Raw genomic sequence first — 15832 nt, 5'->3', positions numbered from 1 at the left:
TGAGGAGAAAATTAGAAATGACCTTCGTCGTCACCGACAACTGCATCAAGTGCAAGTACACCGACTGCGTAGAAGTCTGTCCGGTGGACTGCTTTTACGAAGGCCCGAACTTCCTGGTGATTCACCCGGATGAGTGCATCGACTGCGCCCTGTGCGAACCGGAATGCCCGGCCGTAGCCATTTTCTCCGAGGACGAAGTTCCGGAAGAGATGCAGGAATTCATTCAGCTGAACGTTGAATTGGCCGAAATCTGGCCGAACATCACCGAGAAGAAAGAATCGCTGCCGGATGCCGAAGAGTGGGATGGTGTCAAAGGCAAGATCAAAGACCTCGAACGCTGATCTGTCCCGCGTTTGAAGAAAAGGCCCCTCGCGGGCCTTTTTGCTTTTCCGGGTTTTGCTTTTCTTCGGGCAAAAAAAGGGGCGGTTTGACCCGCCCACATTTTTTCCCTATTCCCTGTATTCCTTTTCATCGTCCTGATGAATCGCGTCCTGCGATGTCCATCCCCCTCTTCCTTGAAGGGCGTGTCTATCCGTCGACACAACCCAGATACTAGAGAGTTCCCCGATTTGGGCAACCGGTCCGTTCCGTTAAAACCTCGTGTCATAAGCGTTTAATATTTAAAAATATTCATACAAATCAAAACGTTAGACATTACTCAATAGCTCAATGGATGTCTTCCGCAGTGTAAAAATAACGAACACTTACGAAAGAGTAAGCCAGGGCTTACACCGCGAGACTACAAACCCGGGAAATGACGACCGGTCGTCAGGTTCCAGGCCCCTCGCCAGAGCCGGACAACAAAAAGCCCCGAACCAGTCGGGGCTTTTTGTTGGCGGTCATGCAGAACGCTTACTGGAACAGCGACTCGCTCGACAGGCCGTTCTTCTCGAGAATTTCCCGAAGGCGTTTAAGGCCTTCCACCTGGATCTGTCTCACCCGTTCCCGGGTCAGGCCGATCTCCAGGCCTACATCTTCCAGCGTGCTGCTCTCGTGGCCGCGCAGGCCGAAGCGGCGTACCACCACTTCGCGTTGCTTGTCGGTCAGTTCCGAGAGCCATTGATCGATGCTCTGCGACAGATCGTCATCCTGCAACAGTTCGCAAGGATCGGTCGGACGGTCATCCGTCAGGGTGTCCAGCAGGGTTTTATCCGAATCCGGACCCAGCGAGACGTCGACCGAAGAAACCCGCTCGTTCAGGCCCAGCATGCGCTTGACCTCGCCCACCGGTTTTTCCAGCAGGTTGGCGATTTCTTCGGGTGAAGGTTCGTGATCGAGCTTTTGCGTCAGCTCCCGTGCAGCCCGCAGGTACACGTTGAGCTCCTTGACCACATGGATCGGCAGCCGGATGGTCCGGGTCTGATTCATGATCGCGCGCTCGATGGTCTGACGGATCCACCAGGTCGCGTAGGTCGAGAAGCGGAAGCCGCGCTCGGGATCGAACTTTTCCACTGCGCGGATCAGCCCGAGGTTGCCCTCTTCGATCAGATCCAGCAGCGACAGCCCCCGATTGACGTAACGCCGGGCGATTTTGACCACCAGCCGCAGGTTACTTTCAATCATGCGCTTGCGCCCGGCAGGATCGCCACTTTGCGACAAGCGCGCAAAATGAACTTCTTCTTCCGGGGAGAGCAGTGGGGAAAAGCCGATTTCGTTGAGGTACAGCTGCGTGGCGTCGAGTGCCCGAGTGTAATCGATGTACTTGTGTTGTTTAAGTGAAGCGGAGTGTTTGGATTTGGCACGAACGGAAGGTGGAGCAGCCCCTTCATCATTCGACATCGAATCCGAATCGATGCCGGTCTCCATCAGGAGAACCTCATCGTCGATGTCAAACTCCGGCACTTCTTTACTGAGAGCCATTGTTATAGTCCTTTGGTGAGTTCGACCCCAAGCTCAAGCGGCGCCTTTATCCTTGGCAACGCTGGAGCCTGTCCCCTCTACGTGAAGGAACAGGCTGGTCTGCAAATCAACGTCTTGGCAGGAACTGCAGCGGATCTACAGGTTTACCTTGTCGGCGAATCTCAAAATGCAGTTTCACCCGGTCTGTACCCGTTGACCCCATTTCGGCAATTGTCTGTCCGACCTTGACCTGCTGCCCCTCCCGTACCAACAGCCGACGGTTGTGTCCGTAAGCACTGACGTAGGTTTCGCTGTGTTTGATGATGACTAATTCGCCGTAGCCCCTTAAGCCACTCCCGGCGTAAACCACCGTCCCATCAGACGCAGCTAAAACAGGCTGTCCCAAATCTCCGGCGATATCAATTCCTTTATTCAAACTACCGTTTGAAGAGAATTTTCCAATCAGAATGCCATTAGATGGCCATCCCCAGCCGGTCGGGGCCGGGCCCGGTGGAGGCAATGGAGCGGGGGGTTGCTTGTTGGCGACGGACGGTACAACCGCCGTGGAAGCTGCGCCGGTCCCCGTGGTTGTGGTGGTCGTCGTGCCATTCGCCTGGCGCCGGATAACCGTGGTTTTACTGGACGAAGACGCCGAAGAACCGGCGCTGGTGACAACCGCAGTCGACGTTGAACCGCTACGTCCGTCGAAGCGAATCGTCTGACCCGGATGTATCGTGTATGGCGTAGGAATATTGTTCCGGGCAGCGAGGGCTTTGTAGTCCCAGCCGTAGCGAAAAGCGATGGAAAACAAAGTATCGCCCGGACGGACTACATACTGCCCGGTCGTCACGACCGGACGCTGGGCCACCGCATTGTTGCGATCGACGACCCGAACGTTGCTCGATTTTGTGCTGGAGCAACCGACCAGCAAGGTGCTCAAGACAAGGCCAGTCACCAGGCGCTGAAAGCTCGTGTTACCCATACGCTGCGCAATGACTGTGAGACTCACCCGCCGCTCCCTTTGTGGTGGCTGAAAAATGTGGAATGCCGATTCCGGCATGAAACTTCGCAAGTATAACGGGCGCAACCGGCTTTACCTTTATAGAAGCGCTATCGCCTGGCGCACACGTTTGCTTGTAGACGATCCATCCTGTTTAAACACTCGCTGCCGCTGTAAGACAGGCGCGTTCGACAGGAATTCAGCGACCTCGAACAAATGCTCAGGCCAGCGGACCGTTGAGCAATGGCACGAAACGCACCGCCCCCAGAACGTGTCGGGAGAAGCCGTTTTCTTCGCGCACGATCAGCATCAATTGCTGCACTTCACCCGAGCCGACCGGGATTACCATCCGCCCGCCTGGTGCGAGTTGATCAAGCAAAGCCTGAGGCACATCGGTGGCCACCGCCGTGACGATAATGCCGTTGTACGGCGCAAGCGCCGGCCAGCCCTCCCAGCCATCGCCCCAACGAAACACCACGTTGCGCAGGTTGAGCTCGACCAGACGTTCCTTGGCCCGGTCCTGCAGCACCTTGATACGCTCCACCGAGAACACGCGCTCGACCAGTTGCGAAAGCACCGCCGTCTGGTAACCGGAACCCGTGCCGATCTCCAGCACCTTGTCCAGCGGACCGGCCTCCAGCAGCAGCTCGCTCATGCGTGCCACCATATAAGGCTGGGAAATGGTCTGGTTGTTGCCGATCGGCAGCGCGGTGTCCTCATAGGCACGGTGCGCCAGCGCTTCATCGACGAACAGGTGTCGCGGGGTACGACGGATCACTTCCAGCACGCTGGCGTTGGAAACACCCTCTTCATACAGACGCTGGATCAGGCGCTCACGGGTTCGCTGTGACGTCATCCCGATACCGCTGCGCAGCCTGTCGTCTTGTTCACGAGCCATCAGTTGAGCCCCTCCAGCCAGCCGTCGAGACTTCTGAAGGCATCATTGAAGGTGCGATCGAGCTGCAACGGAGTGATGGATACGTAACCCTGCATCACCGCATGGAAATCGGTGCCCGGCCCGCCATCTTCCGCATCACCTGCCGCGGCGATCCAGTAGCCGGCCTTGCCGCGCGGGTCCACGACTTTCATCGGCGCCGCTGCACGGGCACGATGGCCGAGACGGGTGAGTTGAATGCCGCGAATGTGATCAATCGGCAGATTGGGAATGTTCACGTTCAGTACCGTGCGCGGTGGCAGATCGAGTCCGGCATGGGCTTCGACCAGTTTGCGCGCAAAGTAGGCGGCCGTGGGCAGGTTGTCGACCTGTCGCGAAACCAGCGAGAAGGCAAACGACGGACGCTCGAGAAAGCGGCCCTCGAGGGCGGCTGCCACCGTCCCGGAATACAGCACGTCATCCCCCAGGTTAGCGCCCAGGTTGATGCCCGAAACCACCATGTCCGGCTGGCGCTCGAGCAGACCGTTGAGCCCCAGATGGACGCAATCGGTCGGTGTGCCATTGAGGCTGATAAAGCCGTTGGCCAGGTATTGCGGATGCAACGGACGGTCGAGTGTCAGCGAACTGCTGGCACCGCTCTTGTCCTGTTCCGGGGCGATAACCACGCACTCGGTGTAATCCGCCAGCGCAGCATAAAGCGCGGCAAGACCGGGCGCAGTCACCCCATCGTCGTTAGAAATCAGAATACGCATGGGCTGTCCGTCTGCCCCACCGGCACCAGATCAACGAGTTCGCGCACCAATACGGTGGCGAAGCATCCGGCCGGGAGGACGAATTCCAGTTGCAGAATGTCAGGCTCGGGATAATGCCACGTCAACCCGCCAATGGGCAGCCGCAGGATGCGACGTTCGTGGCTCATACCGGCATTAATCAACCAATCGCGCAGATCCGCCTCGCGTGCGGCAATCCCCTGCTCCAGATCATGGACAGCCCCGGCCGCCGGCGAGTCACCTTCGCCCCACTGCGGACCGGTCGGGTGCAGGTCGAGAATCGCCAGACGCGGGTCGCTGCACTCGGCCTCACCGGCCGGGAAAAAGCTGCGGCTGTCGGTAAAGGCCAGCAAATCGCCAACCCGGGCGCGCTGCCAGGTGCCATCGGAGACCCGCGCCGCGAGCACCTGATTGAACAGAAAACTGCGCGCGGTCGACAGCAGGCGCGAACGCACATTGCGTTGCTCCGGCAGTGCCTTGCGCGCCGCCCACGAACGGGCATCGACCACGTTGCCGCCGTCATGGCCGAAACGCTGGGCGCCGAAGTAATTGGGGATGCCTTGCTTGGCGATCAGTTGCAGACGCTCGTCGATGGCGGCCTTGTCGCCATTGAACTGGGTCAGGCGCAGCGTGAAGCCGTTGGCCGAATGCGCACCGCGTTGCAGCTTGCGTTTGTGGCGGGTGGTCTTGAGAATTTTCAGCGTGTCGTTTTCCGCCGCCGACAGATCCGGATCGGCCTTGCCCGGCAGTTGCACGCTGAACCACTGGCGAGTCAGCGCCTGACGATCCTTCAGACCGGCGTAACTGACCGTGCGCAGCGGCACACCGGCAGCCTTGGCGATACGGCGCGCGGCTTCTTCGGTGTTCAGGCCACGCTTTTCCACCCAGATCCACAGGTGCTCGCCGTCACCGCTGAACGGAATGTCGAGGACTTCATCGACCTGGAAATCTTCGGCGATGGCTTTCAGTACCGCGGTGCCGAGGGCATCGCCATAGGCGCGCGGGCCGAGCAGTTGCAGTTCGTTCATGCGCGCAGCAACAAGGCAACGGAATGCACGGCAATGCCTTCTTCGCGACCGACGAAGCCAAGCTTCTCGGTGGTGGTGGCTTTCACGTTCACTTGATCCAGTTCTACTTGCAGATCCGCGGCAATCAGCGCGCGCATCGATTCGATGTGAGGGGCCATCTTCGGTGCCTGGGCAACGATGGTGTTGTCGACGTTGCCGACCTTCCAGCCTTTGGCGTGGATCAGACTGACCACGTGACGCAGCAGCACTCGGCTGTCAGCACCTTTGAATTGCGGGTCGGTGTCCGGGAAATGCTTGCCGATATCACCCAGCGCAGCCGCGCCGAGCAAGGCGTCGCTCAAGGCATGCAGCAGGACGTCACCGTCGGAGTGAGCGAGCAGCCCGAAGCCGTGTGCGATTCGCACGCCGCCCAGAGTAATGAAATCGCCTTCAGCGAAACGGTGCACATCATAGCCGTGGCCAATACGCATAAAAAAACGCCCCGAATTTTGTCAGGGCGTGATTCTACCTGCATTAACCCTTCAGAGCGCGCGCGTGATGCTGCAAGTGGTCGTCAATGAAGCTCGCGATGAAGAAATAGCTGTGGTCGTAACCCGGTTGCAGGCGCAACGTCAGCGGGTGGCCCGCTTGTTTTGCCGCTTGTTGCAGGGCTTCGGGTTTGAGCTGGGTGGCGAGGAAATCGTCGCGATCACCCTGATCGACCAGCAGCGGCAGCTTTTCGTCCGCCTCGGCAATCAGCGCACAGGCATCCCACTCGCGCCACTTCGACCGGTCTTCGCCCAGATAGCGGGTGAATGCCTTCTGGCCCCACGGGCAATCCATCGGATTATTGATCGGCGAAAACGCTGACACCGACTGATAACGCCCCGGATTGCGCAACGCACAGACCAGCGCACCGTGACCGCCCATGGAGTGGCCGCTGATGCTGCGCTTGTCCGATGCCGGGAAATGCGCCTCAACCAGTGAAGGCAATTCCTGCACGACGTAATCATGCATCCGATAGTGCCGCGACCAGGGTTCTTGCGTGGCATTCAGATAGAACCCGGCGCCGAGGCCGAAATCCCACGCGCCATCGGGATCACCCGGTACGTCGGGGCCACGGGGGCTGGAGTCCGGCGCCACGATGATCAGGCCGAGTTCGGCCGCCATGCGCATCGCGCCGGCCTTCTGCATGAAGTTCTCGTCCGTGCAGGTCAGGCCCGACAGCCAGTACAGCACCGGCAACTTGCCGCCCTGCTCTGCCTGCGGCGGCAGGTACACGGCGAACACCATGTCGCAGCCCAGCACTTCGGAACGATGGCGATAGCGCTTGTGCCAGCCGCCGAAACTCTTCTGACAGGAGATGTTTTCCAGACTCATGTAGGACTCCTACGCAGCCACGCCTGCACATTGGCAGCCGTGGCATCGCGATTGATCAGAAATGAATGACGGTGCGGATGCTCTTGCCTTCGTGCATCAGGTCGAAGGCTTTGTTGATGTCTTCCAGACCCATGGTGTGAGTGATGAAAGTATCCAGCGGGATTTCGCCGCTTTGCGCCATGTCGACATAGCTTGGCAATTCGGTGCGGCCACGCACACCACCGAACGCCGAACCGCGCCAGACGCGACCGGTCACCAACTGGAACGGACGGGTAGCGATTTCCTGGCCGGCACCGGCCACGCCGATGATCACCGACTCGCCCCAACCCTTGTGGCAGCACTCGAGGGCTGCGCGCATCAATTGCACATTGCCGATGCACTCAAAGGAGAAGTCGACGCCGCCATCGGTCATGTCGACGATCACTTCCTGGATCGGACGATCGAAGTCTTTCGGGTTCACGCAGTCGGTAGCGCCCAATTGTTTGGCGATTTCGAACTTGGCCGGGTTGATGTCGATGGCGATGATGCGCGAGGCCTTGGCCTTCACCGCGCCAATCACGGCCGACAGACCGATGCCGCCCAGACCGAAGATGGCCACGGTGTCACCCGGTTTGACCTTGGCGGTGTTGATCACTGCGCCAATACCGGTGGTCACGCCGCAACCGAGCAGGCAGACCTTTTCCAGCGGCGCATCCTTGGAGATCTTGGCCACGGAAATTTCCGGCAGCACGGTGTACTCGGAGAAGGTCGAGGTACCCATGTAGTGGAAAATCGTTTGGCCCTTGTAGGAAAAGCGCGAAGTCCCGTCCGGCATCAGGCCCTTGCCCTGGGTGGCGCGAATTGCCTGACACAGGTTGGTCTTGCCCGACTTGCAGAATTTGCACTGGCCGCATTCCGGGGTGTACAGCGGAATGACGTGATCGCCAACGGCTACCGAGGTCACGCCCTCGCCGATCGCTTCAACGATGGCACCGCCTTCGTGGCCGAGGATCGACGGAAAAATCCCCTCAGGGTCGGCGCCAGACAAGGTATAGGCGTCAGTGTGGCAAACCCCGGAAGCCACCACGCGCAGCAACACTTCACCGGCCTTGGGCATGGCGACATCGACTTCTACGATTTCCAGCGGCTTCTTGGCCTCGAAGGCAACGGCGGCGCGCGACTTGATCATGCTGACTCTCCAGTGAATCCATTGAATAAAAAACCAGACAGGGAGTGTAGTCCAGCGCTGACTGATGAATAATCCGGACAAAAGCAAAACATTATTGCCATACAGGGATAATCGCCATGTCCGAAAACCGCTGGGAAGGTATTGACGAGTTCGTCGCCGTGGCCGAATGCAGCCAGTTCACTGCCGCTGCGGAACGCCTGGGCGTATCTTCCTCGCACGTCAGTCGACAAATCGTACGACTGGAAGAGCGTTTGCAGACACGACTGCTGTATCGCAGCACCCGGCGCGTCACCCTGACCGAGGCTGGTCAGACCTTTCTGCAACATTGCCAGCGCCTGCAGGATGGTCGTGAAGAAGCGTTGCGCGCGGTCGGCGATCTGACCAGCGAGCCAAAAGGCATGCTGCGCATGACCTGCGCAGTGGCCTATGGCGAACGCTTCATCGTGCCGCTGGTGACCCGATTCATGGGGCATTACCCGCAACTGCGCATCGATATCGAACTGACCAACCGCCAACTCGATCTGGTGCATGAAGGCCTGGACCTGGCGATCCGACTTGGGCGTCTTCAGGATTCGCGGTTGGTGGCGACCAGGCTGGCACCACGGCGGATGTTTCTCTGCGCATCACCGTCCTACCTCGAACGGTACGGGCGCCCACACAGTTTGTCGGAACTGGGCCGGCACAATTGCCTGATCGGCAGTTCGGACATCTGGCAGCTTGAACAAAACGGGCGAGAATTTTCCCAGCGGGTGCAGGGAAACTGGCGCTGCAACAGTGGGCAAGCGGTACTGGATGCCGCATTGCAAGGCGTCGGGTTGTGTCAGTTGCCGGACTACTACGTGCTGGAGCATCTGCATAGCGGCGCGCTGATTTCACTTTTGGAGGCACATCAACCGCCGAATACGGCGGTGTGGGCGTTGTATCCGCAGCAACGGCACTTGTCGCCGAAGGTGCGCAAACTGGTGGACTTTCTCAAGGAAGGTTTGGCCGAACGGCCGGAGTACCGGATTTAACGACGATTGGCCCAGCGCTGGCGCAACCATTCGAGGTCTTCGGGGCGGGTGACTTTCAGATTGTCCGCGCGGCCTTCGATCAGACGCGGCGCCATGCCGGCCCACTCCATCGCCGAGGCTTCATCGGTAATCACCGCATCCGCCACCAGACTGTCTGCCAGTGCGCGGTGCAGCGCACCCAGGCGGAACATCTGCGGCGTATAGGCTTGCCAGATCACGCTGCGATCGACGGTTTCCACCACCCGACCGTGTTTGTCGACCCGTTTCAGGGTGTCCTTCGCCGGCACGGCCAACAGGCCGCCGACCGGATCGGTTGCCAGTTCAGCGAGCAATTTGTCGAGATCGTCACGGCTCAGATTGGGCCGTGCCGCATCGTGTACCAGCACCCAATCTTCATCGTCGGCACCTTGCGCATGCAGGTGCAACAAGGCGTTGAGCACCGAGCAGGAGCGTTCGGCACCACCGTCGACCCGTTGAATGCGCGGATCGCTGGCGCTGGCCAGGTTCGGCCAATAAGGGTCATCAACGGCAAGACTGACCACCAGGCCTTTGAGGCTCGGGTGATCGAGGAAACAGCCGAGGCTGTGTTCGAGAATTGTGCGCCCGCCCAGTTGCAGATATTGCTTGGGACGGTCCGCGGCCATACGGGCACCGACGCCCGCGGCAGGAATCACGGCCCAGAAGGCCGGCAGGGAATCGATCATTGGGCCAACTGGTAAAGGGTTTCGCCGTCCTTGACCATGCCCAGTTCGTGACGAGCCCGCTCTTCAACGGTCTCCATGCCTTTCTTCAACTCGCTGACTTCAGCGTCCATCACCCGGTTGCGCTCCAGCAGGGCTTCGTTCTCGGCGTGTTGATCAGCAATCTGCTGATTCAGTTCGGCGACTTGCGCCAGACTGCCATTGCCCACCCACAGGCGGTACTGCAGACCGGCCAGCAGCAAGAGCAAAACGAGAAACAACCAGTAAGGACTGCGCATCGAATATCAGGTATCCAGTGAAAAAAGACAGCCACGCCAAAACTTTGAAGCATCTGATAGCACGAAGCCTGGAATATCCAGGCTTGTGCATATAAGGCATCAGATTAGTGGCAAATCCATCGCTGTCACGACTTTTCCGACACAATCCGGTGTCTTTTTACCATTTACAACTTAGCCGCGGAACTCGGAGCGACCGTTGTACTTGGCTTTGCCATTCAACTGCTCTTCGATACGCAGCAGTTGGTTGTACTTGGAAACGCGGTCGGAACGGCACAGCGAACCGGTCTTGATCTGGCCAGCCGAAGTCCCCACAGCCAGGTCGGCAATGGTCGAATCTTCGGTTTCGCCCGAACGGTGCGAGATCACCGCGGTGTAACCGGCAGCCTTGGCCATCTGGATGGCTTCCAGGGTTTCGGTCAGGGTGCCGATCTGGTTGAACTTGATCAGGATCGAGTTGGCGATCTTTTTATCGATGCCTTCTTTCAGGATCTTGGTGTTGGTCACGAACAGGTCGTCGCCTACCAGTTGGGTCTTCTCGCCGATCTTGTCGGTGAGGATCTTCCAGCCAGCCCAGTCAGACTCGTCCAGACCGTCTTCGATCGAGATGATCGGGTAACGCTCGGTCAGACCTTTGAGGTAGTCGGCGAAACCTTCAGCGGTGAACACCTGGCCTTCGCCGGACAGGTTGTACTTGCCGTCTTCGAAGAATTCGCTGGCTGCGCAGTCCAGAGCCAGGGTCACGTCGGTGCCCAGCTTGTAACCGGCGTTGGCGACTGCTTCGGAGATCACTTTCAGTGCGTCTTCGTTCGAAGCCAGGTTCGGCGCGAAACCGCCTTCGTCACCAACGGCAGTGCTCAGGCCACGGGCCTTCAGCACGGCTTTCAGGTGATGGAAAATCTCGGTGCCCATGCGCAGACCTTCCGAGAAAGACTTGGCGCCAACCGGCTGAACCATGAATTCCTGGATGTCGACGTTGTTGTCAGCGTGTTCGCCACCGTTGATGATGTTCATCATCGGAACCGGCATCGAGTACACACCCGGAGTGCCGTTCAGGTTGGCGATGTGTGCGTACAGCGGCAGGTCCTGATCCTGCGCAGCTGCCTTGGCCGCAGCCAGGGACACGGCGAGGATGGCGTTGGCGCCCAGGGTCGCTTTGTTTTCGGTACCGTCCAGCTTGATCATCGCGTGATCCAGGGCTTTCTGGTCGCTTGGGTCGGTGCCCAGCAGCAGATCGCGGATCGGACCGTTGATGTTGGCTACCGCCTTGAGCACACCCTTGCCCAGGTAACGGCTCTTGTCGCCATCACGCAGCTCGAGCGCTTCACGCGAGCCAGTGGATGCACCGGACGGCGCGCAAGCGCTGCCGATGATGCCGTTGTCGAGAAGCACGTCCGCTTCCACGGTGGGATTGCCACGGGAGTCGAGAACTTCACGACCTTTGATGTCGACGATTTTTGCCATTGTTGTAAACACTCCAAAGTTGACGAAAACGACGCAGCTAGAGGAAATCTTTTGACCGTCGGCAAGTGGTGTGCAGCGGGCAGCTTGCAGACGACAACGCTCATACCCGAGGGCATGAGCGACAAATCGTGCGGTACTTTACCGGAGAATTGAGGTTTACGCGGTTTCTACCGTCGGAAAACTCTTCACCAGTTCGTCCAGGGCTTTGAGCTGGGCCAGGAATGGCTCCAGTTTGTCCAGACGCAAGGCGCAAGGGCCGTCGCATTTGGCGTTGTCCGGATCCGGGTGCGCTTCGAGGAACAGGCCCGCCAGCGACTGGCTCATGCCAGCCTTGGCCAGGTCGGTGACCTGGGCGCGGCGACCGCCGGCGGAGTCGGAACGACCGCCAGGCATTTGCAGCGAATGGGTCACGTCGAAGAATACCGGGTACTCGAACTGCTTCATGATGCCGAAGCCGAGCATGTCGACCACGAGGTTGTTGTAGCCGAAGCTCGAACCGCGCTCGCAGAGGATCAATTGATCGTTACCCGCTTCCACGCACTTGTTCAGGATGTGTTTCATTTCCTGAGGCGCGAGGAACTGGGCTTTCTTGATGTTGATGACGGCATTGGTCCTGGCCATCGCGACGACCAGATCGGTCTGGCGCGACAGGAAGGCCGGCAGCTGGATGATGTCGCAGACCTCGGCGACGACCGCGGCCTGGTCAGGCTCGTGGACGTCGGTGATGATCGGCACGCCGAAGGCTTGTTTGATGTCCTGGAAGATGCGCATGCCTTCTTCCAGGCCAGGACCGCGATAGGAGGTCACAGAAGAACGGTTGGCCTTGTCGAAGCTGGCCTTGAACACGTAAGGGATGCCGAGTTTTTCGGTGACCTTCACGTACTCTTCGCAAACCTGCATGGCCATGTCACGGCTTTCCAGCACGTTCATGCCGCCGAACAGCACCATGGGTTTGTCGTTGGCAATCTCGATGTCGCCGACGCGGATGATCTTCTGTGCCATCGGGGTTACGCCTTCTTCTGGTGTTGAGCCAATGCCGCTTTGACGAAGCCGCTGAACAGCGGATGGCCATCGCGTGGCGTCGAGGTGAACTCTGGGTGGAACTGGCAAGCGACGAACCATGGATGATCCGGCGCTTCGACCACTTCAACCAGCGCTGCATCGGAAGAACGACCGGAAATCTTCAGGCCGGCTTCGATGATCTGCGGCAGCAGGTTGTTGTTCACTTCGTAACGGTGACGGTGACGCTCGACAATCACATCCTTGCCGTAGCAGTCGTGCACCTTGGAGCCGGCTTCGAGCAGGCATTCCTGAGCGCCGAGACGCATGGTGCCGCCCAGATCGGATGCTTCGGTACGGGTTTCGACTGCACCGGTGGCGTCTTCCCACTCGGTGATCAGGCCGACAACCGGATGGCCGCTGGCACGATCGAACTCGGTGGAGTTGGCGTCTTTCCAGCCCAGCACGTTACGGGCGAACTCGATGACCGCCACTTGCATGCCCAGGCAGATACCCAGGTAAGGAACCTTGTTTTCGCGAGCGTACTGAACGGCAGTGATCTTGCCTTCCACGCCACGCAGACCGAAGCCGCCCGGTACGAGGATCGCGTCGACGCCTTCCAGCAGCGCGGTGCCCTGGTTTTCGATGTCTTCGGAATCGATGTAGCGCAGGTTGACCTTGGTGCGGTTGGTGATGCCGGCGTGACTCATCGCTTCGATCAGCGACTTGTAGGCGTCCAGCAGTTCCATGTACTTGCCGACCATCGCGATGGTGACTTCGTGCTCTGGATTGAGCTTGGCATCGACAACCTTTTCCCACTCGGACAGGTCGGCGCCATTGCATTGCAGGCCGAAACGCTCGACGACGAAATCGTCCAGACCCTGAGCGTGCAGCACGGCCGGGATCTTGTAGATGGTGTCGACGTCTTCCAGGGAGATCACCGCACGTTCTTCAACGTTGGTGAACAGCGCGATCTTGCGACGCGACGACACATCCACCGGATGGTCGGAGCGGCAGATCAGCACGTCTGGCTGCAGGCCGATCGAACGCAGTTCCTTCACGGAGTGCTGGGTCGGCTTGGTCTTGGTCTCGCCCGCGGTGGCGATGTACGGAACCAGGGTCAGGTGCATCAGCATCGCGCGCTTGGAACCGACTTCCACACGCAGCTGGCGGATGGCTTCGAGGAACGGTTGCGACTCGATGTCGCCAACGGTGCCGCCGATTTCCACCAGGGCCACGTCGGCATCGCCGGCACCTTTGATGATGCGACGCTTGATTTCGTCGGTGATGTGCGGAATCACCTGGATGGTTGCACCCAGGTAGTCACCACGGCGCTCTTTGCGCAGCACGTGCTCGTAGACACGGCCGGTGGTGAAGTTGTTGTTCTGGGTCATGGTCGTGCGGATGAACCGCTCGTAGTGGCCCAGGTCCAGGTCGGTCTCGGCGCCGTCGTGGGTGACGAACACTTCACCGTGCTGGAACGGGCTCATGGTGCCCGGGTCGACGTTGATGTACGGATCCAGCTTCAGCATGGTGACCTTAAGCCCCCGCGCCTCCAGGATGGCCGCCAATGAAGCCGATGCAATGCCTTTCCCCAAAGAAGAAACAACACCGCCCGTGACGAATATGTAGCGCGTCATGAAAAACCCTAGAAGTCTGCGTTAAAGCGGTCCGAGCCGCCGGGGAAAGCGAAGGAAGGCCGAAGCCCCCGATCACCTGCATTAATCACAGTGCACCTTTCAAAAAAACCGCCGCGTTGGGACAGACCGGAAGTGAAAACACCGGTACGTTGCTCGCTACACATTTTTTGGAATCGCCCAGCAAAGACTGCTTGGTAATCGGCAACTCCTGCAATTCAGGCGAATCCACAGAAGTTGTATCAAGAAGGGAGCGTAGTCTACCGGAATGCCCCCTTCATCTCAAACCTTGATCTTCGTCCGAAGGCTGCCAATGCAATCGCCAGCCTTCCAGCGCATTGCCGTCGAGCCCCGGCAGGTTCGCCACGGCGAGCAGTTCGTCACCACGAAACAGCAGCGGCAATCTGCCACGCACGAAGCCCGGCACCGCGCGTTCATTGAGCAGACGCTTGAGATCGCGATGACCGCGATCCGCCAGATGCATCATCTCGCCGCCCTGCCGATAGCGAATCTGCAGCGGCCCGGCGGGAGTCTGACCGCTGAACATGACACGTCCGTTATCGGGCAAGCGTAGCGCTGACGACAGGTCATGCCAGTCGCCACTGACCACCGGCGCGCGCAACCATTGCCCGCTGAGCCACCACAAGCGACCGGCGCTTCGATGCAGCTCGCCATCAGCCAGACGCCAGACAGGCGAGGCATCGTTGCCGGCATCACGCAGATCCGCCCAACCCGACCAATGGTCGGTATCCGGTAGTCGGGTCAAAGGTTCAAGCCAGTGACTGAGCGCGTTTCGCTGACGGGCATCGGATAACCCCGCAATAGCTGCAAACACCAGTGATGGCAATCCCGGCCATTCGAACTCGCCAGGCAAGCTCGCTTGAGCCAGGTCGATTTGCGCCAGCTCATCAAGCAAACCCTGCGCCTCACGCAGATGCGCCGCGCTGCGGGCCATGCTGGCGTGTGCCTGAGGCCAGCGGCCGGTCAGCAGCGGCATGACCTGATGGCGCAGATAGTTGCGCGAGAACTGCCGATCCTGATTCGATGGGTCCTCGACCCAATGCAAACAATGGTCCTGCGCATAGGCTTCCAGCTCGGCACGCGTTACGTCGAGCAACGGCCGAACCAGACTGCCCTGCCCCAGCGCTCGCGTGACCGGCATACCGGACAGCCCACGCACACCGGCGCCACGCAGCAGGCGGAACAACAGCGTTTCAGCCTGATCATCGCGATGCTGACCGGTCAGCAGCACATCACTGGCCAGAGTCGCCGCACTGAACGCCGCATAGCGCGCATCCCGCGCCGCGCGCTCCAGACTCGCCCCCGGCTGCACCTGCACACGCACCACTTGCAACGGCACCGACAGTTCATCGCAGACAGCCTGGCAATGCGCCGGCCATGCGTCGGCCGCAGCCTGAAGGCCGTGATGGACATGGATGGCGCTTAGCGCCGGAACAGATTGGGTTTTGGCGAGATGTGCCAGAAGGTGCAGCAGGACGGTGGAATCGAGTCCACCGGAGAAGGCGATGCGCCAATGGGAAGCACTGAGCCAGGGCTTGAGATTGCGCAGAAGCCTGGAAGGCAAATCAATCGTCGGCTGACCCATATCTACACCTTTGCATAAACCAAATGTGGGAGCGAGCTTGCTCGCGAAGGCGGATTAACATTCAACACATTCGTTGCC

Annotated in this window: 16 protein-coding genes; 2 read left to right on the top strand and 14 right to left on the bottom strand. The window is 59.4% G+C overall.

What is annotated here, in order from left to right:
- Window positions 1-17 precede the first annotated feature (17 nt).
- Window positions 18-341: a ferredoxin FdxA gene (gene fdxA, locus IHQ43_RS06005; protein ID WP_007908827.1), complete on the top strand. Its 324-nt coding sequence runs from the start codon at window positions 18-20 to the stop codon at window positions 339-341.
- A gap of 511 nt (window positions 342-852) precedes the next feature.
- Here the strand turns inward: fdxA and rpoS are convergent.
- The 8 genes from rpoS to IHQ43_RS05965 all read right to left on the bottom strand — a co-directional run bounded on the left by rpoS (window position 853) and on the right by IHQ43_RS05965 (window position 8059).
- The gene (gene rpoS / locus IHQ43_RS06000) at window positions 853-1860 is read right to left on the bottom strand and encodes an RNA polymerase sigma factor RpoS (RefSeq protein WP_007954831.1); all 1008 of its coding nucleotides are present in this window, start codon (window positions 1858-1860) and stop codon (window positions 853-855) included.
- 106 nt (window positions 1861-1966) lie between these two features.
- Window positions 1967-2848, bottom strand: a complete 882-nt coding sequence (locus IHQ43_RS05995) for a peptidoglycan DD-metalloendopeptidase family protein (protein WP_192563714.1) — start codon at window positions 2846-2848, stop codon at window positions 1967-1969.
- A 211-nt stretch (window positions 2849-3059) separates the two neighbouring features.
- Window positions 3060-3695: a protein-L-isoaspartate(D-aspartate) O-methyltransferase gene (locus IHQ43_RS05990; protein ID WP_170844894.1), complete on the bottom strand. Its 636-nt coding sequence runs from the start codon at window positions 3693-3695 to the stop codon at window positions 3060-3062.
- 41 nt (window positions 3696-3736) lie between these two features.
- On the bottom strand, window positions 3737-4486 hold the full coding sequence (surE, locus tag IHQ43_RS05985; protein WP_085748122.1) for a 5'/3'-nucleotidase SurE: 750 nt from the start codon (window positions 4484-4486) through the stop codon (window positions 3737-3739).
- Window positions 4474-5532 carry a tRNA pseudouridine(13) synthase TruD gene (gene truD, locus IHQ43_RS05980; RefSeq protein ID WP_192563713.1) on the bottom strand — a complete coding sequence of 353 codons (1059 nt, stop codon included), beginning with the start codon at window positions 5530-5532 and terminating at the stop codon, window positions 4474-4476. The genes surE and truD overlap by 13 nt, the downstream gene beginning before the upstream one ends.
- Window positions 5529-6002 carry a 2-C-methyl-D-erythritol 2,4-cyclodiphosphate synthase gene (gene ispF, locus IHQ43_RS05975; protein WP_007954821.1) on the bottom strand — a complete coding sequence of 158 codons (474 nt, stop codon included), beginning with the start codon at window positions 6000-6002 and terminating at the stop codon, window positions 5529-5531. Before ispF ends, truD begins: the two co-directional genes overlap by 4 nt.
- Window positions 6003-6045: 43 nt before the next feature.
- Entirely contained in the window at window positions 6046-6891 is an 846-nt protein-coding gene (fghA, locus tag IHQ43_RS05970; protein WP_192563712.1) for an S-formylglutathione hydrolase, read from the bottom strand.
- 55 nt (window positions 6892-6946) lie between these two features.
- Entirely contained in the window at window positions 6947-8059 is a 1113-nt protein-coding gene (locus tag IHQ43_RS05965; RefSeq protein ID WP_007954819.1) for an S-(hydroxymethyl)glutathione dehydrogenase/class III alcohol dehydrogenase, read from the bottom strand.
- Between the two features lie 116 nt (window positions 8060-8175).
- Here IHQ43_RS05965 and IHQ43_RS05960 point away from each other — a divergent pair, with 116 nt between their 5' ends.
- Window positions 8176-9072, top strand: coding sequence for a LysR substrate-binding domain-containing protein (locus IHQ43_RS05960; RefSeq protein WP_192563711.1), 897 nt, complete (start codon window positions 8176-8178; stop codon window positions 9070-9072).
- Here IHQ43_RS05960 and ispD read toward each other — a convergent pair.
- The 6 genes from ispD to tilS all read right to left on the bottom strand — a co-directional run bounded on the left by ispD (window position 9069) and on the right by tilS (window position 15754).
- A complete protein-coding gene (gene ispD / locus IHQ43_RS05955; protein ID WP_192563710.1) occupies window positions 9069-9776 on the bottom strand; it encodes a 2-C-methyl-D-erythritol 4-phosphate cytidylyltransferase in 708 nt (235 codons plus the stop codon). The genes IHQ43_RS05960 and ispD overlap by 4 nt on opposite strands.
- Window positions 9773-10051, bottom strand: a complete 279-nt coding sequence (ftsB, locus tag IHQ43_RS05950) for a cell division protein FtsB (RefSeq protein ID WP_003222158.1) — start codon at window positions 10049-10051, stop codon at window positions 9773-9775. Before ftsB ends, ispD begins: the two co-directional genes overlap by 4 nt.
- 171 nt (window positions 10052-10222) lie before the next feature.
- Window positions 10223-11512, bottom strand: coding sequence for a phosphopyruvate hydratase (eno, locus tag IHQ43_RS05945; RefSeq protein ID WP_007954808.1), 1290 nt, complete (start codon window positions 11510-11512; stop codon window positions 10223-10225).
- A 156-nt stretch (window positions 11513-11668) separates the two neighbouring features.
- Window positions 11669-12514: a 3-deoxy-8-phosphooctulonate synthase gene (kdsA, locus tag IHQ43_RS05940; protein WP_192563709.1), complete on the bottom strand. Its 846-nt coding sequence runs from the start codon at window positions 12512-12514 to the stop codon at window positions 11669-11671.
- Window positions 12515-12519: 5 nt separating this feature from the next.
- Window positions 12520-14151 carry a CTP synthase gene (locus IHQ43_RS05935; RefSeq protein WP_007954805.1) on the bottom strand — a complete coding sequence of 544 codons (1632 nt, stop codon included), beginning with the start codon at window positions 14149-14151 and terminating at the stop codon, window positions 12520-12522.
- A gap of 274 nt (window positions 14152-14425) precedes the next feature.
- Window positions 14426-15754, bottom strand: a complete 1329-nt coding sequence (gene tilS / locus IHQ43_RS05930; RefSeq protein ID WP_192563708.1) for a tRNA lysidine(34) synthetase TilS — start codon at window positions 15752-15754, stop codon at window positions 14426-14428.
- Window positions 15755-15832 lie beyond the last annotated feature (78 nt).

Source organism: Pseudomonas gozinkensis (assembly GCF_014863585.1).
Taxonomy (GTDB): domain Bacteria; phylum Pseudomonadota; class Gammaproteobacteria; order Pseudomonadales; family Pseudomonadaceae; genus Aquipseudomonas; species Aquipseudomonas gozinkensis.
Note: the sequence above shows the minus strand (reverse complement) of the source record. Positions and strands in the feature narration are given on the sequence as shown.